The sequence below is a fragment of the Nocardia sp. NPDC051570 genome, assembly GCF_044454005.1.
GTDB lineage: Bacteria > Actinomycetota > Actinomycetes > Mycobacteriales > Mycobacteriaceae > Nocardia.
In genome coordinates this window covers 79,078-105,545 of sequence record NZ_JBITDI010000014.1, presented here as the reverse complement: position 1 = coordinate 105,545, position 26,468 = coordinate 79,078, and the positions used below count along the sequence as shown (strand labels likewise).

Sequence of the window (26,468 nt, the reverse complement as noted above, 5' to 3'; positions counted from 1 at the left end):
CGTTTCCACGCCCGGCGATATTAAGCGGACGCTGAGAATCGTCGGACGACTTCGCCGATCACGAAAGCGTCGCGCTAGCATCTGCCTCCGTGACGGACACGATGGTGAGAGCGGACGAGGCACCCGCGGCAGGCGAACAATCCGGACTTACCGGACGTCGCGGTGGTTGGGCCAAGCCCGTAGCCTTCGTCGCCGGTCTGTTCGCCGTGCTGTTCGCCGTCGCGGTACCGCTGCTGCCGATCCGCGTCGACAAGACGACTCTGTCCTGGCCGCAACAGGATTCGCCGCGCAGTATCACCGCGCCGCTGATCTCCTACGCGCCGTTGACCTTCGATGCCACGATCCCGGGCCGGGCCGCGGCGCAACTGGGTTCGCGCGGCGGGATCGTGACCTCGACGCTGCCCGACGGCGCACCGGATCTGGAGCATTACGGATTCGTCGCACGGGTGCGGCCCGCGCAGGACGATAAGCCCGTGCGGCTCGACCTGGTGCTGCGCAATCAGGCATTGCTGAGCGTGCCGCTGGCCGAACTCGGCGACGGCGCGATCACGGTGCACTCCACCATGACCTCCACCACGGTCACCGGCCCGGGTGTGAAACCGATTGAGCTGCAAGGCGATCAGCGGCCGCAGCTGGTGGGCATCTTCAGCGATCTGCCCGCCGCCGACGGCACCGTGGTCACCGCGCAGGTCGACAGCCGGTTCTCGATCACCCCGACCCTGCTCAAGCGGGCGGTGAGCGTGCTGGCGGTGGTGTTCACGCTGATCGCGCTGTTCGCGCTGAGCCGGTTGGATCTGCTCGACGGCCGCCGGATATGGCGGTGGGCGCCGCAGCGGTGGCGCACCTTCTCCCTCGTCGACGGCGTGGTGTTCGCGACCCTGCTGATCTGGCATTTCATCGGATCCACCACCTCCGACGACGGCTATCAGTTCGGCATGGCCCGCGCCTCGCTGAAAGCGGGGTACACGGCCAACTACTTCGCCTACTGGGGCGTTCCCGAAACACCCGTCGGCACACCATGGTTCGACCTGCTGGCTCGAATGTCGGAGATCAGCACCGCGAGCCCGTGGATGCGGCTGCCGACCCTGCTGGGCGCGGTCGTGTGCTGGCTGCTGGTCAGCCGCGAGGTGATTCCGCGGCTCGGCGTCGCGGCGCGCAACAGCAAGGTCGTAGTGTGGACCGGCGCGCTGGGCTTCCTGGCGGTATGGCTGCCCTACAACAACGGGCTGCGGCCCGAGCCGATCGTCGCGACCTGTGTGTTGCTGACCTGGTGCCTGGTCGAACGTGCCATCGGCGCGCATCGGCTGCTGCCCTACGCGCTGGCCATCGTGGTGGCCTCGTTCGCGTGTACCGCGAACCCGTCGGGATTGATCTGCTTCGCACCGCTGATCGCCGGAATGCGGACGATCTGGCGGCTCGGGGTGACACGCGCGGAATTCCTCGCCGGTGCGAATTCCGGTGCGCGCGTGTCCCGATGGGGCTGGATTCGGGCCTACGGCGCGCTGCTCGCTCCGCTGGCCGCCGCGGGCGCGATGGTGCTGGCCGTGGCCTTCGCGGTCATTCCGCTGGCCGATATGTTCGAGACCAATCGCATCCACCATATCGTCGGACCCGCCGACCCCTGGTACAACGAGTATCTGAGCTACCAGTGGCTGTTCATGCCCACCGCCGACGGCTCGATCGGCCGTCGTTTCGGCATGGTCGCGATGTGGCTGGGCCTGCTGGTGTGCGTATTCGTCCTGCTGCGCAAGGGCGGACGCATACCGTTCACCGCGGCCGGGCCGTCGCGGCGGCTGCTCGGCATCATCTTCGGCTCGATGCTGCTGATGGCGTTGTCGCCGACCAAGTTCACCCATCACAACGGGGTGTACGCGGGTTTGGCCGGATGTCTCGCGGCATTGACCGCGGTCGCGGTCGGTCCCCGGGTGATGCGCTCACCGCGTAATCGGGCGCTGTTCGCTGCGGTGGTCTTCCTGGCGCTCGCGCAGATCTTCACCAGTGTCAACGAATGGTGGTGGATCTCCAGCTTCGGCATCCCGTGGAACGACAAGGCGCCGTCGATCCACGGCTTCGGGCTGTATCACCTGTTCCTGCTGGTGGCCCTGGTGTGCCTGGCGCTGGCGGCCTGGTGGCATGTGCGTGCGCCGGAACCCGGTACGCCGCACCGGATCTCGCCGCGCGCCTGGCGACTGGTCAGGATTCAGCCGCTGACGGTGGCGGCGGCGCTGGTGGTGCTGTTCGAGGTCGCCTCGTTCGCGAAGGGCGCGGTCGCGCAGTATCCGGCGTTCTCGCTGGCGAAGTCGAATATCAGTGCGGTACTGGGTAAACCGTGTGGGCTGGCGAACGAGGTGCTGGTCGAGACGGATCCGAACGCGTCGCTGCTCACACCGCTGACCGGTGATCCGTTCACCGCCTTCGGCGGGCAGGCCGACGGCTTCGTGCCCAATGGCGTCGGCGATCTGACCCCCGACGGCGAACCGAACAACGGCAGCAGTATCGCGGGCGCCTTCAACAACAAGCCCGGCGGTGACAGCGGTACCCAAACCGGCGGCGCGCCACTGCCTTTCGGCCTGGATTCGGCGACCACACCGGAACTGGGCACGGCCGGGCATCCCGGCACGGCCGATCTCACCACCGGCTGGTACCGCCTGCCCGAGGGTGGGGATCGCAGCGGTCTGGTGGCGATCGCCGCGGCCGGGCGCATCCGCTCGCTGGACAAGGACGGCATCGCGACGCCGGGCCAGTCGGTCGAGATCGAGTACGGCGCCACCGATTCCGCGACCACCGCGCAGCCGCTGGGCCGGATCACCCCGATGGATATCGGCCCGATGCCGTCGTGGCGGAATCTGCGGGTGCCGATGGACGAGATTCCCGTGCGGGCCAACGTGATTCGCATCGTGGCCGCCGCCCGCGGCCTGGACCCCGGCCAGTGGCTCGCGCTGACCCCGCCGCGGGTTCCGCGCACGCGGACCCTCAACGATCTGGTCGGCTCGCATAGCCCGGTGCTCCTGGATTGGGCTGTGGGCCTGCAGTTCCCGTGCCAGCGGCCCTACGATCACAAGGACGGCATCGCTCAGACCCCGGCCTGGCGCATCCTGCCCGACCGCGGCGGCGCGCACGACACCAACCTGTGGGAGAGCCACGACGGCGGTGGGCCGCTGGGCTGGAGTCAGCAGTTGCTGCACTCCCAGACCCTGGCCACCTACCTCGATCACAGCTGGCGTGAGGACTGGGGCGAGCTGCAGCGGCTGAGCCCCATCAACGTCGATGCCACTCCGGCGGTCCCCGCGGTCACGCAGGAAACCCATACGGGCATGTGGACTCCGGGGCATATCAACACCACCTGGTGAGGGCGGCGTAACCCGCCGTCCGGCCGCGGGGCCGGGCGGCGGGGACTACTCAGCCGCGCCGGTAGTTGGTGTACTTACGCGCGGGTGCGACCGCGCGGCCGTTGGCGGGGAAATTCGCGTTCGGATAACCGCTTCCGGCCTGCGGCTGGGTCGCCTTGCGGCGGCGTTCGCGGCGGGACAGCGGCTGCTGGTCGTCCGACGGCGTGGGTTCGGGGACATGGTTCGCAGGCATGGAGGCCTCCTGAGGTATGTGGGCCGACGTACCGGGCGGTGGCCGGCCGGATCGGAATGCCGCAGGGCGGCAAAGGTCAACGCCTAGGGCCCGGAAGGGCGCAGGCGTGGGCGCTACGAATGCGCTCTAGGGATACAGTGCGGACCACATGGGATGAGACCCTATCAGCGAACGCGGGGGCGGTGCATCCCATTTGTCCCGTCAGGGCCCGACCACGCCCCGCAGGCGCATGACCTGTCCGGCGGTCAGATCCCGCAGGCCCGCCGGATCGACGGGTTCGGTTGCGGTGCGGGCCACTTGGACCACAGTGCTGCCCACCACCGCGACCGTGGCCACCGAATACAGCGTCATACCCTCGCTGGTGGTGCGCACCTGGAACGAGGCCGAGGCATCCCCCGCCCGCGGCTGATCCAGCACGCCCGCGCGGTAACTCAACGCCGTGCCGTCGGCATCGGTACCGGAGTACTTGCGGCACTGGCGAAGCAGCTGCTGCGCCGCCGAGAAGGCCTGCGCCGCACCGTCGCCGGGATAGCTCGCGATATCGATGTCGATGCTGCTGAAATCCGCCGCCGTATAGTGCACCGCTGCGCGCGCACTGGCTCCCGGCCTCTGATCGGCCACGGGCGCAAGGATCTTCGCGCAGGCCGGGGGATCGGTGCGGGAGCGGTCCACCGGCTGCTGCGGGCCGTTCCCGGGCGAGGCGTCCTCGAGCTGGGTGAAGCCGGGCGGCAGATCGGCCACGGTCAGCAATCGGGCCCGCAGCGCCGCGGCATCGGTCACCGCGGGCGTGGTGGCCGCCGGAGCGGTCGCGACCGGTCCGAAGCCGGGCAGCGAATCATCCTGGGCGGAGCCGCATCCGGCCGCGCCGACCATCGCCGCGCCCGCCAGCAGCCATCCGGCGTGCCTCACTGCCCCCATTGCACCTGGGTGCTGATGTTCTGCCGCAGCGCGACATTGGTGTGCGGATCGCGGTAGGCCTGCCGCCCGCCGATGGTCACCGAACCCGAAACCGGAAGCGGCAGACCGAGATCCACCGTGATGGTGCCGTTGCCCTGCATCAGGTAGTCCATGATGTCCAGCGATCCGGCGTTGTTCGGCAGCTTCCACACCGACGACCTCGGGGTCTGCCTCACATTCAGCTCGATGGTCAGCAGATTGCCCTCCCGGCTGGTCAGCGTCGCCGTGGTGACCTGATCGAGCTGCAGCCCGCCGGACACCTGCTGGCGCACCGTCCAGACCGCGCCCTCGCCCACCGGCTCGTTGGGCAGTGTGATCGACTGATAGACGGCCTGATAGAAGGCCTGCTCCAGGGCGGCACGCGCGGTGTCGGGAGTGGCGGGTTTGGGGGCCAGCCGCAGTGCGGTGACCGAACCGAGCTCGCCGACCTCGAATCCGGCATGGGAGCCGTCGGCCGACAGCAGCTGCTGGGCCAGGGTCGGATCGGGGGAGGTGGCGGTGCCGAGCGTGAGGTCGATGCCGTTCGGATCGGCGCGGGCGGTCAGCGGGATCGTCACCGAGGGCGGCGAGAAGTCGCGCATGGCCTGATCGTTGAGCTGCTGTTCGATGTGATGATCGGTGCGCAGCGTCACCTGCTGCGCGGTGCCGGGGGCGATATCGGGGCGCAGCAGCGAGCGCGGCGCGTCGCCCGGCTCGACCACGGTGGTCAGCGCCGCGGCGATCGGCATGGTGACCTCCTTGCCGATTCCGGCGGGCTCCACCTCGGCGTCGCCGCTGGATTCGGTGCGGTCGGCGCAGCCGACCCCCAATGCCGACAACGCGACCGCGAGCACCATCAGCAGCACACCGGAGCGGGCGGAACGCACGCCCCCGGCGCGCGCGAATGCCCCGAGCGAAGAGCGGGAGCGGGAAGACAACACCGTCACGCCGAACAGGGTACGACCGGTTCCTGATAATCAGCTGGGACGCGGCGATCTCCGGCGAGGCGAGGGGCGGTGCGAGCGCCGAGCGTCGGGACCGCTATCTCTATAGGGGATGATGTCTGCTGTGAGTAACGACCGGCAGCGCGAGCAGCACACCGACGACCAGGAGCCCGGGGCCGGGGAGGGCAGTGCGGTGCGGCCGCGGCGCCTACCCGCCCTGCTGTCGGTCGCCGCTGTGATCTTCGCGCTGGATCTGGCGACCAAGGCCCTGATCGTGGCGAATATGAAGCAGGGCGAGTCGATTTCGATCATCGACGATGTGTTCCGCCTGACCCTGGTGCGCAATGCGGGTGCGGCGTTCTCGATGGCGACCGGGATGACCTGGCTGTTGACGCTGATCGCCGCGGCCGTCGTGGTCGGGGTGATCCGCATCGGGCGCTCGCTGCGGTCGGTGGGCTGGGCGGTCGGATTGGGTCTGGTGCTCGGCGGTGCGGTCGGCAATCTGATCGACCGGCTGTTCCGCGCACCGGGTCCGCTGCAGGGGCATGTGGTCGATTTCATCTCCGTGACCAAATGGTGGCCGGTGTTCAACGTCGCCGACTCCTCGATCGTGTGCGGGGCGATCCTGCTGGTGGTGTTGACGGTGTTCGGTTTCGAACCGGACGGCACCCGATCGGGCCGCGACGAGGACGGGTCGGAGGCGGGCGCATGAGGGAAACTCGTGCCATGCCGGTGCCGGACGGGCTCGACGGGATGCGCGTCGATGCCGGACTCTCGCGTCTGCTGGGGTTGTCGCGCACGGCCGTCGCCACCCTCGCGGAGGAGGGGGCGGTACAGGTCGACGGCGTGCCCGTGGGTAAATCGGAGCGGCTCACCGGCGGTACCTGGCTCGAGGTCGAATTCCCCGAGCCCAAGCGCGAACTGACCGTCGAGGCGACGCCGGTGGACGGGATGAGGATCCTCTACGCCGACGACGACATCGTGGCCGTGGACAAGCCGGTCGGCGTGGCCGCGCATACCGGAGTGGGCTGGACCGGGCCGACGGTCGTGGGCGGGCTCGCGGCCATGGGCTATCGGATCTCGACCTCCGGTGCGCACGAACGCCAGGGCATCGTGCACCGGCTCGACGTCGGCACCTCCGGAGTGATGGTGGTCGCGCAGTCCGAGCATGCGTACACGGTGCTCAAGCGGGCGTTCAAACAGCGCACCGTGGACAAGCGCTATCACTCGCTGGTGCAAGGACATCCGGATCCGTCCAGTGGCACGATCGATGCGCCGATCGGGCGGGCCCGCGGCAACGATTGGAAGTTCGCGGTCACCGCCGACGGCCGGCCGAGTGTGACCCATTACGACACCATCGAGGCGTTCCAGGCGGCGAGCCTGCTCGACATCCATCTGGAAACCGGTCGCACACACCAGATTCGGGTGCACTTCTCCGCAGTCCGCCACCCCTGCTGCGGCGATCTGACCTACGGCGCCGATCCGCGGCTGGCCGAGCGACTGGGGCTGGAACGGCAGTGGCTGCATGCCCGGACGCTCGGCTTCGCCCATCCCGCCGATGGCCGCTGGGTCGAGATCACCAGCGAGTATCCGGCCGATCTGGACCATGCTTTGGGCGTGCTGCGTCATGCGTGAGTGGCTGCGCGCGGCGGCGACCGCCGCCGCGGCAGCCGTTCTCGTGATCGCGATACTGGTGCTCGGCTGGGCCTGGCCGCCGCGCGCCTCGGTGATCTCCACCGACCGGCTCGGCCCCGATGCGGACGAGCCGGTCGCGGATTATCTCGCGCGAGCGAGGCTTTCGCTGGCGGGCGCGGATTCCGGCGAGCATTGGGCCCTGGTGTCGTTCGCCACGGGCATTGCGCCGCAGGACATCCCGGCCCACGCCTGGGGCCTGCGCATCGCCCAGGTTCTGTACCACGTCCCGATCGACCGGGTGTTCACCCCGGTCGTCACCATCCCCGTCCCCGCGGGCGATGAGGCCGCCCTCGCCTCGGCTCGATTCGCCGCCGCCACACTGGATTTCACCCGAGCCGCCGACGACCGCACGGCCCGCATCGCCAAGCTCGCCGCCGCCCGCCTGCGCTCCGGCTGCCCGTGCACGGTCGCCCTGGTGGTCCGTGGCCGCCTCGATCAACTCCGAGACCTGTCCTCCCGCAACGACATCCGAGCTGTCCAGGCCCTGCCCGCCGACGCGGGCACCTTCGCGGTCCTCCCATTGCTCCCCGAGTACACCGACACGGCCGCCCCCGGCCCGGACGACGGGCCGGTCCCGGAGAACTGAGGAGGGCCTACAGACTGCGCTGCATCAGGATCGTGTCGAGCCAGCGGTCGTGTTTGTGGCCGACGTTGCGCAGTCGGCCCGCCTCGGTGAAGCCGCGGGAGCGGTGCAGGGCCGGGGAGGTGGGGTTGCCGCTGTCGGCGATGACCGCGATGACCTCGCGGATGCCGCGGGTTCGGCATTCGATCAGCAATTCGTCGAGGAGGATGCCGCCGAGGCCGCGGCCGGCGGCCCAGGGGGCGAGGTAGATCGAGTTCTCGACGGTGTTGCGGTAGGCGGGGCGCTGCTTCCACGGTCCGCAGTAGGCGTATCCGGCGATGCGGTCGTCGGATTCGGCCACCAGGAACGGCAGTCCGGCGGCGGTGATCGAGGCGAAGCGCTGCCGCCACTCGCCGAGGTCGGGCGCGTCGAATTCGAAGGTGGCCACCGTCTCGGACACGTAGTGCGCGTAGATCTCGGCGACCGCCGGGAGGTCCGCCTCGGTGCCGTGCCGCAGTGTCGGCAGTTTCTCTATAGAGGAAGCTGTCACTACTATAGTGTAGATGGATCTGGTTGCGCTCGGCCAGCGCATTGGGCGGCTGCGCCGCGACCGCGGCCTCACGCTGCAGCAACTGGCCGAGCTGTCCGCGGTGAGCGTCAGCATGCTCTCGGCCGTCGAGCACGGCGACAAGGCGCCCACGGTCGTCGTGCTGGATCGCATCGCGCGGGGTTTGGGGCTGCGATTGGCGGTGCTGGTGGCCGAGCCGCAGGACGAGCGCATGATCGTGCGCCGCGCCGCCGAACAGGATGAGATCCCCGAACAGGGCTGGCAGCGCACGATCCTCACGCCGGTGGTCGCGGGGGTGAACTTCGAATGGATCCGCTCCACCCTCCCGCCGGGCTGCGTCCCCGGCGAATACCCGTCCTACGCACCGGGTTCGCATGAATTCATCTACGTCGAATCCGGCACGGTCACCCTGACCGTCGACCGGACCCGGGTCGTCGAGCTGAGCGCGGGCGATTCGATCTATCTGGCCGCCGACGCCCTGCTGCACTACGCCAACAACTCCGAGCGGCCGTGCACCTACTACGTCGCCGCGCTCATCATGCGCCCGCGCGATGCTCGGCAAATGCACCGCATCCTGCCCGATTAGTCCGAGACGCTCTAGGCTGTCGAGCATGTCGATCACCGAGCAGGCATCGCGTGCGCCGGGTCTGACCGAGGCCGAGGTGCGGCAACGCATCAGCGACGGCCGAACCAACGATGTGCCGGATCGAGCGAGTCGTTCGGTGGCGGATATCGTCAAGGCCAACATCTTCACGCGGATCAACGCCATCCTCGGCGTGCTGTTCGTGCTGGTGCTGGCGACCGGCTCGCTCATCGACGGGATGTTCGGCCTGCTGATCGTCGCCAACAGCGTCGTCGGCATCGTGCAGGAGCTGCGCGCCAAACAGACCCTCGACAAGCTCGCGATCGTCGGCCAGGCCAAGCCGGTGGTGCGCCGCGACGGCACCGCCCGCGAGGTCGCACCGGGCGAGGTGGTGCTCGACGATCTGATCGAACTCGGCCCCGGCGATCAGATCGTGGTCGACGGCGATATCGTGGAATGCGAACTGCTCGAGGTCGACGAGTCGCTGCTCACCGGTGAGGCGGATCCGATCGACAAAACCGTTGGCGCGCAGGTGATGTCGGGCAGCTATGTGGTTTCCGGCTCGGGCGCGTATCGGGCGGGGAAGGTCGGTAAGGACGCCTACGCGGCCAAGCTCGCCTCCGAGGCCAGCAAGTTCACGCTGGTCAATTCCGAACTGCGCAACGGCATCGACACGATCCTGAAGGTCATCACCTATCTGCTGATTCCGGCCGGTCTGGTGACCATCTACAACCAGCTGTTCTCCAGCCACCAATCCTGGCGCTCGGCCCTCAACGGCATGGTGGCGGCGCTGGTGCCGATGGTTCCGGAGGGTCTGGTCCTGATGACCTCGATCGCGTTCGCGGTCGGCGTGGTGCGGTTGGGGCAGCGCAAATGCCTGGTGCAGGAGTTGCCCGCCATCGAGGGCCTGGCCCGGGTGGATGTGGTGTGCGCCGACAAGACGGGCACGCTGACCGAAAACGGCATGCGGCTGGCCGAAATTCGCACGGTCGGCGACGTGGAGGAATCGGCGCTGCGAGAGGTGTTGTCCGCCATGGCCTCCGACGATCCGCGGCCCAATGCCAGTGTGCTGGCGATCAAGGAGGCGACCGGGGACGGGCCCGGTTGGCGGCAGACCGGCCTCGCGCCGTTCTCCTCGGCGAAGAAGTGGAGCGGATACTCCTACGGCGAACATGGCAACTGGCTGCTCGGCGCGCCGGATGTGCTGCTGGACCCGAACTCCGAAATCGCCGCCACCGCACAGGAAATCGGCGCGAAGGGGCTGCGGGTGCTGCTGCTGGCCCGCAGCGATCGAGCCGTCGACGCGCCGGACGCGCCGGGGGCGGTGACGCCCGAGGCGCTGGTGGTGCTCGAGCAGAGGGTGCGGCCCGACGCGCGAGAGACGTTGGAGTACTTCGCCGAACAGAATGTGGCGATCAAGGTGATCTCCGGCGATAACGCCGTCTCGGTCGGCGCGGTGGCCGCCTCGCTCGGGCTCAGCGGCGGCGATCATGCCGTCGACGCCCGCACGCTGCCGTCGGAGCAGGACGAGCTGGCCGATGTGCTCGGCCACGAAACCACCTTCGGCCGTGTGCGCCCCGATCAGAAGCGGGCCATGGTCGCCGCGCTGCAGTCGCGCGGACATACCGTCGCCATGACCGGCGACGGCGTGAACGATGTGCTGGCGCTCAAGGATGCCGATATCGGCGTGGCCATGGGCGCGGGTAGTCCGGCCACCCGTGCGGTGGCGCAGATCGTGTTGCTGGACAACAGGTTCGCGACGCTGCCGTATGTGGTGGGCGAGGGGCGGCGGGTGATCGGCAATATCGAGCGCGTGTCGAATCTGTTCCTCACCAAGACCGTGTATTCGGTGCTGCTGGCCTTCCTGGTCGGCGTGGTGGGGATCGGCTCGCAGTGGTTCCATTACGATCCCGTGCCGTATCCCTTCCTGCCGCGGCATGTCACGATCGCGGCCTGGTTCACCATCGGCATTCCGGCGTTCATCCTGTCGCTGGCGCCCAATAACGAAAGGGCGCGAACGGGTTTCGTGCGCCGGGTGCTTCGGCTGGCGGTGCCGTCGGGTGTGGTGATCGGCGCGATGACCTTCATCGCCTACCTGATCGCCTATCAGGGCGCCGGCCAGACCGAGACCGAGAAGGTGCAGGCGAGCACGACCGCCCTGATCACGCTGCTGATCATCGCGGTGTGGGTGCTGGCCATCGTGGCGCGGCCGTGGAACTGGTGGAAACTGCTGCTGGTCTTCGGTTCGGCGGCGGGCTATCTGATCCTGTTCACGGTGCCGTTCACCAAGCACTTCTTCAAGCTCGATCCCGCCAACCTCGCGTTGACCGGAACGGCCGCGATCTGCGGAGTGATCGGCATCGTGCTGGTCGAGGCGGCCTGGTGGCTCAGCGCACTGGCGACCGGTGAGCGGCGCGGGTTGCTGCCGGACGCGCCCGGCGAAAAGGGCTGAGCGGCGCGGAATACTGCCGGCACCCCGGCGAAAAGGGCTGAGCGTCGCGGACCATTGCCGGGCACCCCCAGCGAAAAGGGCTGACCGCCGCGGACCATTGCCGGACACCCTCAGCGAAAAGGGCTGACCGCCGCGCGGATTCGTGTCCCGGAACTGGACAGATGCTATGGCGCGCCGTGAACTGCGTTGTGCCTCGTGTCGATTGGCGGCGAGGGTACCTTCGGCGGTATGGAGGTCCTGCTGCATCAGATCGATGCCTTCGCGGATGCGCCGTTCACGGGCAATCCGGCGGCGGTGATGCCGCTGCTGGAATGGCTGCCCGACGAGCTGCTGCAGCACCTGGCCGAGGAGAACAACCTCGCCGAAACCGCCTTCTACACTTCGGTTCTGCCGCTCGCGGCCGGGATGGCGCCCGATGACGGGCCCGCCCTGCATCTGCGCTGGTTCACCCCGGAGCAGGAGATCGATATGTGCGGACATGCGACCATGGCGGCCGCGGCGCAGATCCTCGAGGATCTGCATCCGGGCGCGGATCGGGTGCATTTCTTCACGCGCAGCGGATGGTTGAGCGTGGATCGCACCGATGACGATGAATTCGTGCTGGATCTGCCGGCCATGCCGTCGGTCGATGTGGTGCCGGATCCGGAATTGGTGGCGGCCGTGGGTGTGCGGGTGATGCGCGCGCTCACCGGTCAGGACGAGATTCTGGTGCTGGCCACCGAACGCGAGGTGCGCGAGGCGCGCCCGAATATCGCGGCCTTCCCCAAACTTCCGCGCGGCGTCGTCATCACCGCGCCCGGCGATACCGCCGATTTCGTCTCCCGCTACTTCGCCCCCGGCGCGGTCCCCGAGGATCCGGTCACCGGATCCGCCCACGCCCAACTGACCCCGATCTGGTCCCGCGACCTCGGCCGCATCGACCTCACCGCCCGCCAACTCTCCGCCCGCGGCGGGCGCATGCGTTGCACCCTCGCCGCCGACCGAGTCCTGCTCACCGGCCGCTGCCACCGTTATCTCGATGGGGTGGTGAACCTTCCGGGCTGATCCCGCCGCGCATCGCTCCGCGCTGCACGGCGGGAACAAGGGAGGGTGCGTGGGGAACAGGGGAGGCGCGTCAGGAACAAGGGAGGGTGCGTCGGGAACTAGGGAGGGCGCGTCGCCGCACGGCGGGAACGTCGAATCTGAGGCTTCGCAACGCGAACGGCGCTGGGTAAGATGGAGTGCTGTGGCGGTGCTCCTGTAGGCCGACTTGTACCGGTCCAGGGTCGGGATCGTCACGAGTGGAGGAGAAATCCAACTGTCTGTTCAATTCAATCACACCATTGTCGGCTGTCGCGACAATCGGGAAACCGCCGAATTCTGGGCGGAGGTATTGGGTTTGGACGTGGGGAAGGAATGGGGGCCGTTCATTCCGGTCGTCGTGGCCAATGGGGTCACCTTCGACTTCGCCCAGGTTCCACCGGATGTTCCCGAGATTGCGTCGATCCACTACGCCTTCCTCGTTTCCGAGGGTGAATTCGATGCGGCGTTCGCCAAGATTCAGGCCTGGAAACTGCGGTTCTGGGCGGATCCGCATCAGCACGGTGAGGGGGAGATCAACCATCACGATGGGGGTCGGGGTGTGTACTTCCTCGATCCCAATGGCCATTTCCTGGAGTTGATTACCGTTCCTTACGGTGGTTGGCCCTCGGAGTAGGTTGATCCTCGTGTCCCGGCCCTGGGGGCCGGGACACGAGGAACTAATGGGTGTTGGCCCTGGGGGCGGGGGTGAGGGCCTACTGCCGTTTCTCGAGGGCCTTCTGGACGAACTCGTTGGTATAGGTCTGCTCCAGCTTGATTCGGTCCTTGACCGGTTTCACCGAGCGGGAGTAGTTGCCCAGGATGCTCAGGACATTCTGTGCGCCTTCGGGTTTCATCACGCCGTCGCCGTTGAACATGCCGACGGAGTCGCGCAGGGACTGGATGTAGAGGTCCTTGCTGCCCGAGGCGTATTGGGCGGGCATCTTGGCGGCGATCTCCTCGGCGGTATGGGCCTTGATCCACTGCAACGTCTGGACGAAGGCGTCGGCCAGCTTCTGGACGATATCGGGATGGGCGTCGACCAGATCGCAGCGCATGTACAGCGAGGATGCGGGGTACAGGCCGCCCAGCGCCGCGCGAGTCCCGGCCTCGGTGCGCATGTCCAGCAACACCTTTGCCTCCCCGGAGCGCACCATCTGCGCCACCGTGGGATCGGTGGTCATGCCCGCATCGATGCCGCCGTGGTTCATCGCGGAGATGAACGTCTGCCCGGCGCCGGCCTGCACGGTCGAATAGTCGGCCGGTTTCAGGCCCGCCTGCCCGGCCAGCGCCTGGGTGATGAAGTCGGTGGACGAGCCGAATGACGTTACCCCGAGCTTGCGGCCGCGGAAATCGGCAGGGCCGGTGAGGGATTCGGCATCGGACTTCGACACCAGCTCCACCTCGCCGGGCACATCGGCGAATTGCACGACGGTGCGCAGACATTGGTCCTTGGACTGCATATCGATGGTGTGATCGTAGAAGCCGACCACGCCCTGCGCCTCGCCGGTGAGCAGCGCCAACTCGGCGCTGGATCCGGAGGACTGGCCGATCAGCTTGACGTCGATGCCGTTGCGCGCGAACCCGTCCAGCCGCTGGGTGAGCATGGCGGGCAGATAGATCACCTTCTCCAGCCCGCCGACGATGATGGTGATCTGCGGATGCCCGTCCACCATCGGGATGCGCCGCGAATCGCGGCATCCGGTGGCCAGCAGCAGCGCGCAGATCGCCAGCAGGACGACGGCGATACGCCTGCGGTAACGCATCTCTCAGACCTCCCGTGCCGACTGCGCCTGCGACGGACGCCATTTCAGCAGCCGGTTCTCCGCGACGCCGATACCCCATTCGGCCAGCAGCGCCACCACGGTGATGATGATCATGCCCGCGTAGATTCCGGCCGAGTCGAAGGTGTTCTGCGCGTTGGAGATCAGCAGACCCAGCCCCTTGGCGGCACCGGCGTACTCACCGACCACCGCGCCGATCAGTGCGAAGCCGAAGGCCGTGTGCAGGCTCGACAGGATCCAGGTCGTGGCGCTGGGCAGCACGATCTGCGACAGCACCTGCCAGCGCCCCGCGCCGAGGATGCGGGCGTTGTTGATGACATTGCCGTCCACCTCGCGCGCTCCGGTGAAGGCGTTGAAGAACACCGCGAAGAAGGTCAGCACCACCACTGTCGCGACCTTGGATTCGAGCCCGAAGCCGAACCAGATGATGAACAGCGACGCCAGCACGATGCGCGGAACCGCGTTGAGCGCCTTGATGAACGGCGCCAGCACCTCCGCCCAGTACCGGCTGCGCCCGAGCAGCACGCCCAGCACCACACCCGCGACGCTACCGATCACGAAGCCCAGCACCGCCTCCTCGACGGTGGTGAACAGCTGCAGCCAGATCGAGCCGAATTGCGTTCCCTGCGTGAACCATTCGACCAGCCGGTCCCAGATCCGCGACGGCTTGGAGTAGACGAACGGATCGATCCACAGCGTCGCGGTCAGCTCCCACGAGCCCAGCCACAGCACCACCAGCGCGGCCCGTAGCCCCCAGGTGCGCAGCGCCGACCGGCGGGCCTGACCGCGCACGCGGGCGAGGATCTGCGCCTCGGATTCGGCCTCGACCTCCGGTGCGGCCGTATCGATCTGGTCGATGACATCATGCGACACGACGGATTCCCTTCCCACGGGCGGCCTCGACCTGATCACGCAGCGTGCCCCAGATCTCGGTGTACAGCCGCCGGAATTCGTCGGTCATGCGGACCTCCTCCACATCGCGCGGGCGGTCCAGCGTGACCCGGAAATCGCCGCACACCGTGGCCGGGCTCGCGGTCATGACGACCACCCGATCGGCGAGTACGATCGCCTCCTCGAGATCGTGGGTCACGAAGATGACCGCCGCACCGGTTCCCGACCACACCCGCAGCAGCTCGTCCTGCATGAGCTGGCGCGTCTGTACATCCAGCGCGCTGAACGGCTCGTCCATCAGGATGATCTCGGGCTCGTTGACCAGCGTCTGGGCCAGCGCCACACGCTTGCGCATGCCGCCGGACAGCTGATGCGGGTAGTAGCGCTCGAATCCGGCCAGACCGACCTTGCGCACCCATTCGGCGGCCCGCTCGCGCGCCTTCGACTTCGAGATGCCGCCGAAACGCGGTCCGAGGGCGACGTTGTCGAGCACGGTCCGCCACGGCAGCACCGCGTCCTGCTGGAACATATAGCCGATTCCGGCGGGAATGCCCTCGACGTCCTTGCCGCGCACCAGGGTTCGTCCAGCGGAGGACTTCTCCAGGCCGGACACCAGCGACAGCGTGGTGGACTTGCCGCAGCCGGTGGGGCCGACGACGGCGACGAATTCGCCCGGGGCGACGGTGAAGTGGAGATTCTTCACCGCGGTGTGGATGCCGCCGCCGGAGCCGGGAAAGCGCTTCGTCGCGCCCCGCAGCTCGATGAGTGGGTTGGTCATGACTGGCTCCTGAAACTCCGAGGCCGCCAGTGCGGCTTCGTATCTGGAACCATAAGTGGGGTCGGTCACACCCCTACTGTTGTGCGCACAACATCCGCAACTCGCAATTGCGGCATTGTGCTCATTCTGCTCGGGGGTGACGACATGTTGTGATCATTCTGCTCATGGTGATACAAAGTGTCACGATGAACGTGTTCGGCCGCGGTGTGCGGTTGCGGACACAGATCGTGTTGCTGCAGGTCGTGCTCGTCGCGCTGACGCTGGGTATCGCGTTCGGCGTGTTCGCGTATGTCGGTGAACAGCGGCTGTCCGGGGAGTACGGGCAGCGGGCGCTGGCGATTGCGCGCACCGTGGCGGCCGAGCCGACGGTGCGGGCCGAGGTCGCTCGCTATTCGGCGGCAACCGCTGTGGGGCCCGAACTGTCCCAGGAACTGGCCGGCGGGCAGCTCGAGCGCATCGCCGAACAGGCCCGGGTGCGGACCGGCGCGCTGTATGTGGTCGTCACCGACGATGCGGGAATTCGGTTGGCGCATCCGGAGATCGCGCGGCTGGGGGAGCGGGTGAGCACCGATCCGTCCGCGGCCCTGGGTGGTTCGGAGGTGGTGATCCAGGAGCTCGGCACGCTCGGGGAATCCGTGCGCGCGAAGGTGCCTGTGCTGCAACCGGATAACGAGCGCGTGGTCGGCGAGGTGAGCGTCGGCATCTCCACCGCCGCCGTCCATCAGCAGCTGCTGCGCGATCTGCGCCGGGCCGCGCTGTTCGCGGCGACCGCGCTGGCGGCCGGGGTGGTGGGTTCGCTGCTGCTGGCCCGGCGCTGGCACGGGCTGACCCTCGGCCTCGAGCCCGCGGAGCTGGCCGAGCTGGTGCGTGAGCAGGCCGCGGTGTTGCACGGCATCGGCGAGGGCGTGGTGGCCGTCGACAACCGATGGCGCACCACCGTCATCAACGACGAGGCGCGTCGGCTGCTCGGTATCGGGGATATCGGCGGGCGTCCGGTCGACGACATCGGTCTCACACCACGGGTTCTGGCGGTCTTCCGCGCGGCGGACGGGCGGCCGGTCCCCGCGGCGGTCGGCGATCGGCTCGTGGTGCTCACCGCCCGCGCGGTCAGTCGGGACGGGCGGCCGCTGGGCGCGGTGCTGAGCGTGCGCGACCGCACCGATGTGGAATCGCTGACCCGCCAACTGGATGCGGTGCGCTCGCTCAGCACCGTGCTGCGGGCCCAGCGCCACGAATTCGCCAACCGCCTACATCTGCTCAGCGGTCTGCTGCACGGCGGCCGCCCGGAGGAGGCGTCGCAGTACATCGACGAGCTGCTCGGCTCCGGCCCGCTCGGCGCGGCCCTGCCCGGTGTGGACGCCATTCGCGATCCGTATCTGCAGGCCTTCCTCGCCGCCAAGGCCGCCCACGCCCGCGAGAGCAATGTCGGGCTGCGCCTGGGCCCCAACACCTGGGTCGATGCCAATCTCATTGCGCCCGTGGAGGTCACGACCGTGCTGGGCAATCTGCTCGACAACGCCATCGAGGCGGCCCGGGATATGCGGCCCATGGGCCGCGACGAAGGGCTCCCGGCGGAAGCGGCGGGTATTCGAGAAGTGGAGATCGAGTTGGTGCAGGAGGGGGCGATATTGCATATCGCGGTGGCCGACAGCGGGCCCGGGGTGCCGCCGGAGCTGATGGAATCGGTGTTCGCCGAGGGGGTTTCGACCAAGGCGGACGGGGATGTGCCCGGCGGACGCGGGGTCGGGCTGGCGTTGTCGCGGCAGGTGGCGCGGGCGCTGGGCGGGGATGTGGTGCTGTCGCATCCCGGTGGTGTCGAGACTTCCCTGGGCGGCGCGGAATTCATCGCGCGGCTGCCGGGGGTGCTGGTGGAGGGAGAAGTGGTGTGGGCGCAGTCGATCTGAACGTGCTGGTGGTGGACGACGATTTCCGGGTGGCGAATCTGCATGCCGGAATCGTCTCGGCGCTACCGGGTTTCGCGGTCGGTGCGGCGGTGAATACGCTGTCGTCGGCTCGGTCGGCCATCGAGGTGACGCGGTTCGATCTGGCGTTGGTCGATGTCTATCTGCCCGACGGTTCGGGCGTGGATCTGGTGCGCGAGATCGGTTTCGACGCGATGATGCTGACCGCCGCGACCGAGGCCGATACCGTCCGCTCCGCCCTGACCGCGGGCGCCCTGGCCTATCTGGTGAAACCCTTCGACCATTCGGCGCTGGCGATGCGCCTGGCCGGATACGCCCGCTACCGCCGGCTGCTGTCGGCCTCGGTGGTCACCGCCCGCGATATCGATGCCGCGGTCGAGGCGCTGCGCCCCTCCGGTGCGGCGGGTTCGGCCGTGGTTCCCGCATCGCCCACCAAAGACCTTGTGCTGCAGGCGGTCCGAACCTCGCCCACCCCGATGTCTGCGGCCGAGGTCTCGACCCGCACCGGTGTCTCCCGCGCCACCGCGCAGCGCTATCTGGCCACCCTGGTCGCCACGGGCGCGCTGCGCATGCAGCTGCGCTACGGCAGCACCGGCCGCCCGGAACAGGAGTATTCGGCGGTACCCGGCGCGCGACCCTGACTCCCGATGGGCGCTGACTACGGCGAGACCGCGACCCCGAGCGCCTGCGCCGCGAGGAACCTCGGCATGGACTCCGCATAGAACCGATCCCACTCCCGGATCTCGAACCCCGCGCCCTCCAGCAGGCCGCGGATATCGCGATCGAGATGACAGCCGCCGAACAGCGTCTTCTGGATCGGGTTGAGACGATGCTGCCAGACCCGCACCTCGGTATCGGGTGCGAGCCCGTGCTCCACGAAATGCAGTGCGCCGCCGGGCACCAGCACCCGGCGCAGCTCCCGCAACGCGGTCTCGATTCCCGGAACGGTGCACATGGTCCAGGTCGACAGGGCGCTGTCGAAGCTGTTGTCGGCGAAGGGCAACGCCTGTCCGTCCAGGCCCGCCCGCTCCACCGGAACCGGCGCGTGCGCCAGCCGCTTCGCCGCGAGCCGCCAGCCCAGATCGGCGGGTTCCACGGCGCTGACCGAGGCGACGGTCGTCGGATAGAACGGCACATTGAGCCCGGATCCGAAGCCGATCTCCACGACCCGGCCGCTCAGCCCCGCGCACACCCGGCGTCGTTTGTCTTTGTTGAGCTCCAGGCCGCACGACCGATCCACGATCCGCGGCAACACCTGATCGCTGTAGAAACCCACGCCCCCACTGTGTCACGCCACCGTATGCCAGCGCATATCGGCGCTGCGTGGATCGCGCAGGCTGCGCATGCGGTGGCGCAATTCGGCCGCGGCGGCGAGATCGCCGGATTCGGCCCGGCGAATGTAGGAGGTGAGCGTGTGCAGATCGCGAATCTGGCGTAGCACCTCGAAACCCTCCCACTCGCGCACATCCCAGCCGTAGGCCAGGCCGAATTCGTGTAATTCGGTGGCGCAGTGCCCGAATCGGACGCCGCCCTGATAGATGTTGACCAGATCCAGTTCGCGCGGGGCGACGGCGACCTCGTCCCAGTCGCCCAGCAGCGCCCGATCCCCGTCCCACAGCGTGTTGCCCGGATAGGCATCGCCGTGCACCATGCCGACGCCCAGGGCCGAGGGCAGCGCGTCGTACCGCTCGACGAGCCGGGCCCGGCGCTCGTCGAGCCAGCGCCGATCGGATTCGGGCAGGGCGCGCGGCCGCGCGTCGAGCGCCTGCGCCAGCCCGTCCAGCGGGACATAGCGCGGCAGTTCGAAGGGCGGATCCGCCAGCTCGTGCAGATCGCGCAGGATCGTGCCGAGTTCGCGCGCGGGCGGCCGGGATCGGTCGCCCTGCGGGTAGTAGCGCCAGAATGTGACTGTGGCGCCGTGGATTTCGATCGCCTCGTCGTATGCGGGCTCGGTGACCGCGAGGCCCTGTCGGGCGAGCCAGCGGGTGATCACCACCGACGCCCCGGCGCGCAGGCCGCGATTGTCCGTACCGCTGATCCGGACCACCACGCGGTCGCGCTCGAGGACGTAGACGATATTGGAATGCGCATGCACCAGCCGGGCGGCGTGCGCGTCCAGGCCCGCGCGGCGGCAGGCGGCGCGGAGGGTCGGCCAGGCGGGCCGGTCGATCACTGCCGTGCTCATGTTTCGGTGGTTCTGAAAGAGGAGATTTCGTCACGGAGTCGGCGGCCGGTCCCGGACAACCCCTGCAGATGGGTGTCCACCTGCCGCAGACCCTCGAGGACCGGATGGATGCGCTGCCCGGGCGGTAGCGCCAGGACCGGAGTGAGGATCTCGCCCGCACCGTCGATCGAGCCCTGCGCGATCCGGGCGATCGCCACGTCGACGCGGGCCAGCGCCTCGTCGCCGTAGCTGCGTTCGTGGCTGGGGCCCGACTGATAGTCGGCGATCGCCCGGTTCGCCCAACGCTCGGCCTCGTCGTAGTCGCCGATCAGGCGGAAGGCGCTGCCGATGTAGTAGGCCGCCTTGGTCATCGAAAACCGCAGCACCCCACCGAATTCGGTAATGTCGTCGCCCCCGTCCGCCTGTTCGCCGGCCGCCAGCGCCCGGGCCACGGCGGCGCGCGCCTCCTCGGCGCGGCCGAGCCGGGCCGCGCAGCGGGCCTCCAGCGCGGCGAGGCGGACCCGCTGCTCGCCCGGCGGCGCCACCAGCGCGCCGTGGCGGGCGAATTCGATGGCCCGCACCGGATTTCCGCTCCATTCGGCGATCAGCGCCTTGGCCCCGTCCGCCCACGCCAGCAGGGCGGTGTGCTGGGCCCGCTCCGCGAGCCGCTCGGCCGCCAGCGCGTGTTGCATGGCCGCCACCGAATTGCCCAGATTGTCGGTGACCTGTGCCAGCAACACGATCGCCGCGCCGCCGAGGAACATCAGCTCCCGGGCGCGCGCGGGGGCCGGGCCGCGCCGCAGCAGCTGCCACACCTGATCGCGCAGCAACTGCAGATCGGCGAACAGCGGCTGCGGTGGTGCGTGGACGTAACTGGTGGCGATCCGCGCGATCTCGTAATGCAGGCAATCGACCGAAAGCTGGTCGGCCGCTTCGGTGGTCGCCCACTCGGCGAAGGCCAGTGAGCGCACCGCGGCCGCGCTGATACCGTCGGGGGCCAAGACTCCGCACTCGCCCGCCAGCGCCATCAGCGAGCCCCCGGCGTCCAGTTCGGCATCGAGATCCTGGGCGATCTTGGCCGAGGGTCTGCGCTGGCCGTTCTCGATCCGCGACAGCGCCCCCGCGTCGTAGCAAATGCTTTTGGCCAGGCCGCGCAGCGACCTGTCCTGTTGCAGGCGCAATCGCCGCAACTCGCCCCCGAATGCCTGCCAGTCGTTCATACCGCTAACAATCCGTTTCAGTACAACAACTTTCACCATTCGTTGCGCAGCCATGGCAACTACTGGCAACACTGCAACGGTACCGCATAGCGCTCATCTGCAAGCACAATTGCACGTGCATTCGGAATGGAGAATCGGTCTCGATGCGTTGCGACCGAGCGGTCGGTGACCGGGATGTGCCGAATGCCCAAGATTAGCGGAGCGGTGAGGCGGTTCATGATGGGACCATCGGAAGTCACTGGGGTGCAGGGCGTCTCGCTCGTCGACGCGCCCGGATTCGGCTGCTCTCGCGGGGAGCCGCGGTTACGTCGGTTCACGAAGATCTCCGCATTCTGCGCGGGCGCCAACCAGGGCCGGCGCGCGGCGCGGCGGGCGCGCGGATGAACCGGCATATGCGGCAGGTCCAGCCGCTCACGGTGAACGGCGCCCATCTGATCTGGCAGGCGCACAGGCGGTGCGGTCTGGACAACTGCCCGCAGAAGGCCGCAGCGCTGGTGGTGCTGGTCGAGGCGGGGAAGGTGCGATTGGACAGCTCCCGGCTGTCGTGCCTCGAACAGCTCCACGATGCCTTCGAACGTCGCCGAACTTAGCCCGGTGTCATGCTGGGACGGTGACCTTGTTCGAGGTGTGGGCGCCGCGGGCGCGGCGGGTGCGGGTCGAGGTGGACGGTCGCGAGCACGCCATGACGGCGGATACGCGAGGTTGGTGGCGGGCCGAGCTCGCGGCGGAGGACGGCCTCCGCTACGGGTTCCTGCTCGACGACGATCCGGCCGTCCTGCCCGATCCGCGCTCGCCGCGTCAGCCGGACGGTGTGCACGGCCGGTCGGCGGTGCATGCGCTCGACAGCGGCCGATGGACCGATGCCGGGTGGACCGGCAGGCCGTTGGCCGGATCGGTGTTCTATGAGCTGCATATCGGGACGTTCACGCCCGCGGGCACCTTCGACGCGGCGATCGGGCGGCTGGATCATCTGGTGAAGCTGGGCGTCACGACCGTGGAGGTGATGCCGGTCAACGCGTTCAACGGCGTGCACAACTGGGGATATGACGGCGTGCTGTGGTACGCGGTGCACGAGCCCTACGGCGGTCCGGACGGGTTGCAGCGCTTCGTCGACGCCTGTCACGCGCGGGGGCTGGCGGTGGCATTGGACGTGGTCTACAACCATCTCGGACCGTCCGGGAACTATCTGCCCCGATTCGGCCCGTATCTGAGCGCGGGGCGAAACACGTGGGGGCAGAGCGTGAATCTGGACGGGCCGGGGTCGGACGAGGTGCGCCGGTTCATCGTCGGCAATGCGTTGCGCTGGTTCGACGAGTTCCATATCGATGCGCTGCGCCTGGACGCCGTGCACGCGCTGGTCGACCACCGCGCGATTCATCTCCTCGAGGAGCTGACGGTGGAGACCGAGCGGCTCGCGGCGCGGGTGGGCAGGCCGTTGACGTTGATCGCCGAGAGCGATCTGAACGATCCCCGGTTGATCACCCCGCGCGCGGCGGGCGGGTATGGGCTGCAGGGCCAGTGGAACGACGATCTGCATCATGCCGTGCACACCGCCGTCTCCGGTGAAAGGCAGGGCTACTACGCGGATTTCGGCTCGCTGCGCTGTCTGGCCGAGACGTTGCGGCACGGGTTCTTCCATGCCGCGACCTATTCCAGCTTCCGGGGCCGTATTCACGGGCGGCCCTTGGATACTCGGGTGATCGCGGCCAGTGCGCTGCTGGCCTACACCTGTAACCACGATCAGGTGGGCAATCGCGCGCTCGGGGATCGGCCCAGTGCGTATCTCGACGCGGGGCAGTTGGCGATCAAGGCGGCGCTGGTGCTGTTGTCGCCGTATACGCCGATGCTGTTCATGGGGGAGGAGTGGGGCGCGCGTACTCCGTTCCGGTTCTTCACCTCTCATCCGGAACCGGAACTGGCCGCGGCCGTCGCGCAGGGCCGCAAGGACGAATTCGCCGAACACGGCTGGCCTGCCACCGAGATTCCCGATCCGCAGGATCCGGCGACCTTCGAACGCTCGAAGCTGGATTGGGCCGAACTCGACGAACCGGAGCAGGCGCGGCTGTTGGAGTGTTATCGCGCGCTGCTGGCGCTGCGTCGCGACCATCCCGATCTCGCCGATCCCTGGTTGGAGCGACTCGCCGTCGACTTCGATGCGGAGCGGGGTTGGATCGCCGTGTGCCGTAACCGGATTCGTCTGGTGTGCAATCTGTCCGAGGTGCCCGTCGTCGTGCCGTTCGACGGGACCGTGCTGGCGGCCTGGGGTGAGGTCGAGCGGAACGCCACGGGCACAGGCCTTCCCGCGCATTCGTTCGTCGTGCTGGAATCGGTCAGCGCGCGGGCGGAAACCGCTTGGTGAGCCAGGCGGTGATGTAGTAGAGAACCTCTGGGGCGATGGTGGTTTCGATGGTTCCGTATTCGGTGGGCAGGCCGGTATTCGCCGGTTGCATGAGGTGGTTGAGGCCGTCGAAGACGTGGACGTCGGCGTCGGGATCGGCGGCCAGGTCCTGGCGGGCCAGCGGCTCGCTCTGGGCGGGCGGGACCTGAAGGTCCTTGGTGCCGTAGAAGGCGAGCACCGGTACGCGCAGGGCCTTCAGGGCCGGGGTGGGGTCGTAGTCGATGAACGAGGCGAAGTACGGCGAGGTGTAGAAGTCGGCGCCCGCGTCCGGGATCTGCTGATCGACCGGTAGCGGGGTGTTGTGGTCGTGGATGTACCGGCGCACCTGATCCATATCGCCGGTGCGGATCAGAGTCGTGAGGGTGCTGACGAATTCGATCTGCTTCTGTATTTCCTCCGGGCTCGCGCCCTGGGCCCGGAGCAGGACCTGATTCTGTTCCAGCAGGACGTCCGAGCCCGATGCGGCGGGGCCCGCCATCATGATCACGAAGGCCACGCCGCTGTCCGGGCGCGAGGCGACCAGGGGAGCGAGGTAGCCGCCCTCGCTGTGGCCGAGCAGGCCGATCCGGGTGCGGTCGATATCGGTGCGGCCGCGCAGGAAGGTCAATCCGGCGACCACGTCGTTGGACAGATCGGTGTAATCGGCGGTGGAGAGTTTGCCGCCGGTGCCGCCGATGCCTCGGTCATCGGTGCGTAATACGGCGTATCCGGCCTTGGTGAGTGTATCGGCGATGAGCAGGAACGGCTTATGCCCGAACACTTCCTCGTTACGGTCCTGGGCGCCGCTGCCGGTGATCAGCACTACCGCCGGATACGGGCCGGGGGCGCCCGGCAGGGTGAGGGTGCCCGCGATGGTGATATCGCCGCTGCGGTAGGTCACATCTTCGGACTTGTACGGCCACGGGGGTTTCGGCTCCTGCGGGCGCGGCGGGGTGGGCACCGCGCCGCGTCTCATGGTCAGCGGCCATTGGTTGCCGGACTGGCTGAAGGTGCCGGTGATGGTGTCGGAGTCGTAGCGGCCCTTGAAGTTCGGCACGCCCGGAATGCCGGGGACGGTGAAGGTGATGTTGTTCGGATCGGTCGAGACTCCGGTCGCGGGTTGGTCGTATATCCCCTGGTCGGGGACGGTGACGGCGGCGACGTCCTTGGCGAAGGTGACCCCGACGGGCAGTTGCTTGTCCGGGAGGGCGAGCACGCCGTTCCAGTCGCCCGCCAAGCCCTGGCCCGGGGCCATCGTCGGCTTGGGCGTTTCCGACGACGAGCAGCCCGCCACCACGGCCACGAGCAGAACTACGACGGCCACCGAGCGCAACGATCGCATAACCCAGCGTAAACACCGCGGTGCGATCGATGCCGCGGTATTCGCACCGTTCGCCCAGATCGCGGCGTGTCTCACCGCGGCGGGCCCGACGGCGCGGGAAATCACCGGTCGGTCAACATCATTGCCGACCGCTCTTGTTCGCAAGTACCGTGGGTATGTGAGCAACGACGCTTTTTTATCCCCCCGTGCGGACCTTCCCGCCGAGGTCGGCGGGTATGCCGCCGCCGAATTCGAGCCGCTGGTGCGTGCGTTCGCCCGGCTGGTGGGTAAGCGGCGCGGGGCGGGTGGGGCCCTGTCGGTGCATCGGCACGGCGAGGCGTTGGTCGAGGTCTGGACCGGGGAGGCGGCACCGGGTGCGGCATGGACCGGCGATACCGGCAGCATCGTGTTCTCGGCGACGAAAGGCATTGCGGCGACGGTTGTTCACCGCCTGGCCGATCGCGGGCTGATCGAATACGACGCTCCGGTGGCGCGGTACTGGCCGGAATTCGGCGCGGCGGGCAAGGATCGAATCACGGTGCGGCAGTTGCTCACTCACCGCGCCGGACTGTCCGGGCTGGCGCCCCTCGCCGCCGGATTGGACGAGGTGCTCGACCATCGGCTGATGGAGCGGCGGCTGGCGGCGGCGAAACCCGATCGGCTGCTGGGTGTTCCGGCCTATCACGCGCTGACCTTCGGCTGGTTGCTGGCCGGGCTGGCGCGGTCGGTGACCGGCCGGGGCATGGGGGAGTTGTTTCGCACCGAGGTCGCCGAGCCGCTCGGCATCGAGGGGATGTATCTGGGGCGCCCGCCCGCGGACGCGGCGACGACGGTCGCCGCGCTGTCGGGATCGCGGCTGGCTGCGGCCGGTTCGATGGTCGGCGCGCTGTTCCTCGGGCATGCGTCCGGCATTCCGGGCGCGCCCGGAGCCGCCACCCGCGCGCTGTTCCTGCCCGGTCTCGAGGCACTGCTCGAGGGCGACGAACCGCCCATCATGAACACCGAATTGGCCGCCGGCAACGGCGTGTGCACGGCGACCGCGCTGGCCACCATGTACGGCGCCCTGGCCTGCGGGGGCATGGCCGACGGCGGGCAGTACCTCTCGGCCCGAACGATCCGCGCCCTCACCAAGATCGAGAGCTACCACCTCGACCACGCCCTGTTCTACGTCCCGATGCTGTGGCACCTCGGCTACCACTCCCTCCCGATTCCCGGCGCCCACAACGGTTTCGGCCATATCGGCCTGGGCGGCTCCTTCGGCTGGGCCGACCCCCGCTCGGGATTGTCGGTGGGTTTCGTCCACAACCGCTTGACCCTCAACAAGTTCGCATGGGACCAACTCGCCGCCAGCTGGGTCCTACCGTTGGCAGTCCGCAACGCCCGCCCCACCCGCCCCACCCAGGTCAGCCAACCTCAGGCCGCCTGACCCCACCCTCGCTTCGCTCGGGCGGGGACAGGGGTGTTCGCGGCGGGGACAAGGAGGGTTCGCGGCGGGGACGGGGAGAGTGCGCGGGGGGACAGGGAGAGTTTGCGACGGGAACGGGGAGAGTGCGCGGCGGGGACAGGGAGGGTTCGCGGGGCGGGGGCGGGGAGGGTTCGCGGGGCGGGGCTCCGTTGTGGCTGTGGTTGT

The 26,468-nt window shown here is 68.5% G+C and carries 24 protein-coding genes; 13 read left to right on the top strand and 11 right to left on the bottom strand.

Annotated features, from left to right (window positions below; genetic code table 11):
- The first annotated feature begins 101 nt into the window (after positions 1-101).
- Positions 102-3,350 (top strand): arabinosyltransferase domain-containing protein, encoded by a 3,249-nt coding sequence (locus ACIA76_RS30765; protein ID WP_397157004.1) that lies wholly within the window; start codon positions 102-104, stop codon positions 3,348-3,350.
- Positions 3,351-3,399: 49 nt separating this feature from the next.
- Here the strand turns inward: ACIA76_RS30765 and ACIA76_RS30760 are convergent, their stop codons facing one another.
- The 3 genes from ACIA76_RS30760 to ACIA76_RS30750 all read right to left on the bottom strand — a co-directional run bounded on the left by ACIA76_RS30760 (position 3,400) and on the right by ACIA76_RS30750 (position 5,465).
- Positions 3,400-3,582 (bottom strand): hypothetical protein, encoded by a 183-nt coding sequence (locus ACIA76_RS30760; RefSeq protein ID WP_397156805.1) that lies wholly within the window; start codon positions 3,580-3,582, stop codon positions 3,400-3,402.
- A 201-nt stretch (positions 3,583-3,783) separates the two neighbouring features.
- Complete coding sequence (locus ACIA76_RS30755; RefSeq protein ID WP_397156803.1) at positions 3,784-4,491, bottom strand: hypothetical protein; 708 nt, start codon at positions 4,489-4,491, stop codon at positions 3,784-3,786.
- Positions 4,488-5,465, bottom strand: coding sequence for a hypothetical protein (locus ACIA76_RS30750; RefSeq protein ID WP_397156801.1), 978 nt, complete (start codon positions 5,463-5,465; stop codon positions 4,488-4,490). Before ACIA76_RS30750 ends, ACIA76_RS30755 begins: the two co-directional genes overlap by 4 nt.
- Before the next feature lie 112 nt (positions 5,466-5,577).
- On the opposite strand from ACIA76_RS30750, the gene lspA reads away from it, so the two are divergent.
- Genes lspA through ACIA76_RS30735 form a run of 3 tightly spaced genes read left to right on the top strand, consistent with a single transcriptional unit; the run spans position 5,578 to position 7,743 of the window.
- Positions 5,578-6,174: a signal peptidase II gene (gene lspA / locus ACIA76_RS30745; RefSeq protein ID WP_397156799.1), complete on the top strand. Its 597-nt coding sequence runs from the start codon at positions 5,578-5,580 to the stop codon at positions 6,172-6,174.
- Positions 6,171-7,097 carry an RluA family pseudouridine synthase gene (locus tag ACIA76_RS30740; RefSeq protein WP_397156797.1) on the top strand — a complete coding sequence of 309 codons (927 nt, stop codon included), beginning with the start codon at positions 6,171-6,173 and terminating at the stop codon, positions 7,095-7,097. Before lspA ends, ACIA76_RS30740 begins: the two co-directional genes overlap by 4 nt.
- Entirely contained in the window at positions 7,090-7,743 is a 654-nt protein-coding gene (locus tag ACIA76_RS30735) for a hypothetical protein (protein ID WP_397156795.1), read from the top strand. Before ACIA76_RS30740 ends, ACIA76_RS30735 begins: the two co-directional genes overlap by 8 nt.
- A 7-nt stretch (positions 7,744-7,750) precedes the next feature.
- On the opposite strand, the gene ACIA76_RS30730 is transcribed toward ACIA76_RS30735, so the two are convergent.
- Complete coding sequence (locus tag ACIA76_RS30730; protein WP_397156793.1) at positions 7,751-8,269, bottom strand: GNAT family N-acetyltransferase; 519 nt, start codon at positions 8,267-8,269, stop codon at positions 7,751-7,753.
- 13 nt (positions 8,270-8,282) lie between these two features.
- Here ACIA76_RS30730 and ACIA76_RS30725 point away from each other — a divergent pair, with 13 nt between their 5' ends.
- From ACIA76_RS30725 to ACIA76_RS30710, 4 genes are all read left to right on the top strand, one after another.
- On the top strand, positions 8,283-8,873 hold the full coding sequence (locus ACIA76_RS30725) for a helix-turn-helix domain-containing protein (protein ID WP_397156791.1): 591 nt from the start codon (positions 8,283-8,285) through the stop codon (positions 8,871-8,873).
- Positions 8,874-8,898: 25 nt separating this feature from the next.
- The gene (locus ACIA76_RS30720; protein WP_397156789.1) at positions 8,899-11,322 is read left to right on the top strand and encodes a cation-translocating P-type ATPase; all 2,424 of its coding nucleotides are present in this window, start codon (positions 8,899-8,901) and stop codon (positions 11,320-11,322) included.
- 228 nt (positions 11,323-11,550) lie between these two features.
- Entirely contained in the window at positions 11,551-12,366 is an 816-nt protein-coding gene (locus ACIA76_RS30715) for a PhzF family phenazine biosynthesis protein (RefSeq protein ID WP_397156787.1), read from the top strand.
- 253 nt (positions 12,367-12,619) lie between these two features.
- Positions 12,620-13,018, top strand: coding sequence for a VOC family protein (locus tag ACIA76_RS30710; protein ID WP_397157002.1), 399 nt, complete (start codon positions 12,620-12,622; stop codon positions 13,016-13,018).
- A 79-nt stretch (positions 13,019-13,097) separates the two neighbouring features.
- Here ACIA76_RS30710 and ACIA76_RS30705 read toward each other — a convergent pair whose 3' ends face one another.
- Genes ACIA76_RS30705 through ACIA76_RS30695 form a run of 3 tightly spaced genes read right to left on the bottom strand, consistent with a single transcriptional unit; the run spans position 13,098 to position 15,834 of the window.
- Positions 13,098-14,147, bottom strand: a complete 1,050-nt coding sequence (locus tag ACIA76_RS30705; protein ID WP_397156785.1) for an ABC transporter substrate-binding protein — start codon at positions 14,145-14,147, stop codon at positions 13,098-13,100.
- A gap of 3 nt (positions 14,148-14,150) precedes the next feature.
- On the bottom strand, positions 14,151-15,038 hold the full coding sequence (locus tag ACIA76_RS30700) for an ABC transporter permease (RefSeq protein WP_397156783.1): 888 nt from the start codon (positions 15,036-15,038) through the stop codon (positions 14,151-14,153).
- On the bottom strand, positions 15,028-15,834 hold the full coding sequence (locus ACIA76_RS30695) for an ABC transporter ATP-binding protein (RefSeq protein WP_397156781.1): 807 nt from the start codon (positions 15,832-15,834) through the stop codon (positions 15,028-15,030). Before ACIA76_RS30695 ends, ACIA76_RS30700 begins: the two co-directional genes overlap by 11 nt.
- A gap of 164 nt (positions 15,835-15,998) precedes the next feature.
- Between ACIA76_RS30695 and ACIA76_RS30690 the strand changes: the two genes are divergently transcribed.
- A complete protein-coding gene (locus ACIA76_RS30690; RefSeq protein WP_397156779.1) occupies positions 15,999-17,738 on the top strand; it encodes an ATP-binding protein in 1,740 nt (579 codons plus the stop codon).
- A complete protein-coding gene (locus tag ACIA76_RS30685) occupies positions 17,720-18,397 on the top strand; it encodes a response regulator (protein WP_397156777.1) in 678 nt (225 codons plus the stop codon). Before ACIA76_RS30690 ends, ACIA76_RS30685 begins: the two co-directional genes overlap by 19 nt.
- Positions 18,398-18,414: 17 nt before the next feature.
- Here ACIA76_RS30685 and ACIA76_RS30680 read toward each other — a convergent pair whose 3' ends face one another.
- The 3 genes from ACIA76_RS30680 to ACIA76_RS30670 are packed head-to-tail and all read right to left on the bottom strand — an operon-like array spanning position 18,415 to position 21,140.
- Positions 18,415-19,032: a class I SAM-dependent methyltransferase gene (locus tag ACIA76_RS30680; protein WP_397156775.1), complete on the bottom strand. Its 618-nt coding sequence runs from the start codon at positions 19,030-19,032 to the stop codon at positions 18,415-18,417.
- Positions 19,033-19,044: 12 nt separating this feature from the next.
- On the bottom strand, positions 19,045-19,941 hold the full coding sequence (locus ACIA76_RS30675; RefSeq protein ID WP_397156773.1) for a phosphotransferase: 897 nt from the start codon (positions 19,939-19,941) through the stop codon (positions 19,045-19,047).
- Positions 19,938-21,140: a helix-turn-helix domain-containing protein gene (locus tag ACIA76_RS30670; protein WP_397156771.1), complete on the bottom strand. Its 1,203-nt coding sequence runs from the start codon at positions 21,138-21,140 to the stop codon at positions 19,938-19,940. The genes ACIA76_RS30675 and ACIA76_RS30670 overlap by 4 nt, the downstream gene beginning before the upstream one ends.
- 392 nt (positions 21,141-21,532) lie before the next feature.
- Between ACIA76_RS30670 and ACIA76_RS30665 the strand changes: the two genes are divergently transcribed.
- Together ACIA76_RS30665 and treZ are read left to right on the top strand one after the other, a co-directional pair.
- Positions 21,533-21,730 (top strand): hypothetical protein, encoded by a 198-nt coding sequence (locus ACIA76_RS30665; protein WP_397156769.1) that lies wholly within the window; start codon positions 21,533-21,535, stop codon positions 21,728-21,730.
- Between the two features lie 20 nt (positions 21,731-21,750).
- Positions 21,751-23,499 carry a malto-oligosyltrehalose trehalohydrolase gene (gene treZ / locus ACIA76_RS30660; RefSeq protein ID WP_397156767.1) on the top strand — a complete coding sequence of 583 codons (1,749 nt, stop codon included), beginning with the start codon at positions 21,751-21,753 and terminating at the stop codon, positions 23,497-23,499.
- Here the strand turns inward: treZ and ACIA76_RS30655 are convergent.
- A complete protein-coding gene (locus tag ACIA76_RS30655; protein ID WP_397156765.1) occupies positions 23,471-24,841 on the bottom strand; it encodes an alpha/beta hydrolase family protein in 1,371 nt (456 codons plus the stop codon). The two genes, treZ and ACIA76_RS30655, sit on opposite strands and share 29 nt — an antisense overlap.
- 175 nt (positions 24,842-25,016) lie before the next feature.
- Between ACIA76_RS30655 and ACIA76_RS30650 the strand changes: the two genes are divergently transcribed.
- Positions 25,017-26,264: a serine hydrolase domain-containing protein gene (locus tag ACIA76_RS30650; RefSeq protein ID WP_397156763.1), complete on the top strand. Its 1,248-nt coding sequence runs from the start codon at positions 25,017-25,019 to the stop codon at positions 26,262-26,264.
- The last annotated feature ends 204 nt before the right edge of the window (positions 26,265-26,468 follow it).

Coding starts and splice junctions, on each gene's coding strand:
- ACIA76_RS30765 (WP_397157004.1), top strand. CDS start 102: ATGGTGAGAGCGGACGAGGCACCCGCGGCAGGCGAACAATCCGGACTT.
- ACIA76_RS30760 (WP_397156805.1), bottom strand. CDS start 3,582: ATGCCTGCGAACCATGTCCCCGAACCCACGCCGTCGGACGACCAGCAG.
- lspA (WP_397156799.1), top strand. CDS start 5,578: ATGTCTGCTGTGAGTAACGACCGGCAGCGCGAGCAGCACACCGACGAC.
- ACIA76_RS30740 (WP_397156797.1), top strand. CDS start 6,171: ATGAGGGAAACTCGTGCCATGCCGGTGCCGGACGGGCTCGACGGGATG.
- ACIA76_RS30735 (WP_397156795.1), top strand. CDS start 7,090: ATGCGTGAGTGGCTGCGCGCGGCGGCGACCGCCGCCGCGGCAGCCGTT.
- ACIA76_RS30725 (WP_397156791.1), top strand. CDS start 8,283: ATGGATCTGGTTGCGCTCGGCCAGCGCATTGGGCGGCTGCGCCGCGAC.
- ACIA76_RS30720 (WP_397156789.1), top strand. CDS start 8,899: ATGTCGATCACCGAGCAGGCATCGCGTGCGCCGGGTCTGACCGAGGCC.
- ACIA76_RS30715 (WP_397156787.1), top strand. CDS start 11,551: ATGGAGGTCCTGCTGCATCAGATCGATGCCTTCGCGGATGCGCCGTTC.
- ACIA76_RS30705 (WP_397156785.1), bottom strand. CDS start 14,147: ATGCGTTACCGCAGGCGTATCGCCGTCGTCCTGCTGGCGATCTGCGCG.
- ACIA76_RS30695 (WP_397156781.1), bottom strand. CDS start 15,834: ATGACCAACCCACTCATCGAGCTGCGGGGCGCGACGAAGCGCTTTCCC.
- ACIA76_RS30690 (WP_397156779.1), top strand. CDS start 15,999: ATGGTGATACAAAGTGTCACGATGAACGTGTTCGGCCGCGGTGTGCGG.
- ACIA76_RS30675 (WP_397156773.1), bottom strand. CDS start 19,941: ATGAGCACGGCAGTGATCGACCGGCCCGCCTGGCCGACCCTCCGCGCC.
- ACIA76_RS30670 (WP_397156771.1), bottom strand. CDS start 21,140: ATGAACGACTGGCAGGCATTCGGGGGCGAGTTGCGGCGATTGCGCCTG.
- ACIA76_RS30665 (WP_397156769.1), top strand. CDS start 21,533: ATGCGGCAGGTCCAGCCGCTCACGGTGAACGGCGCCCATCTGATCTGG.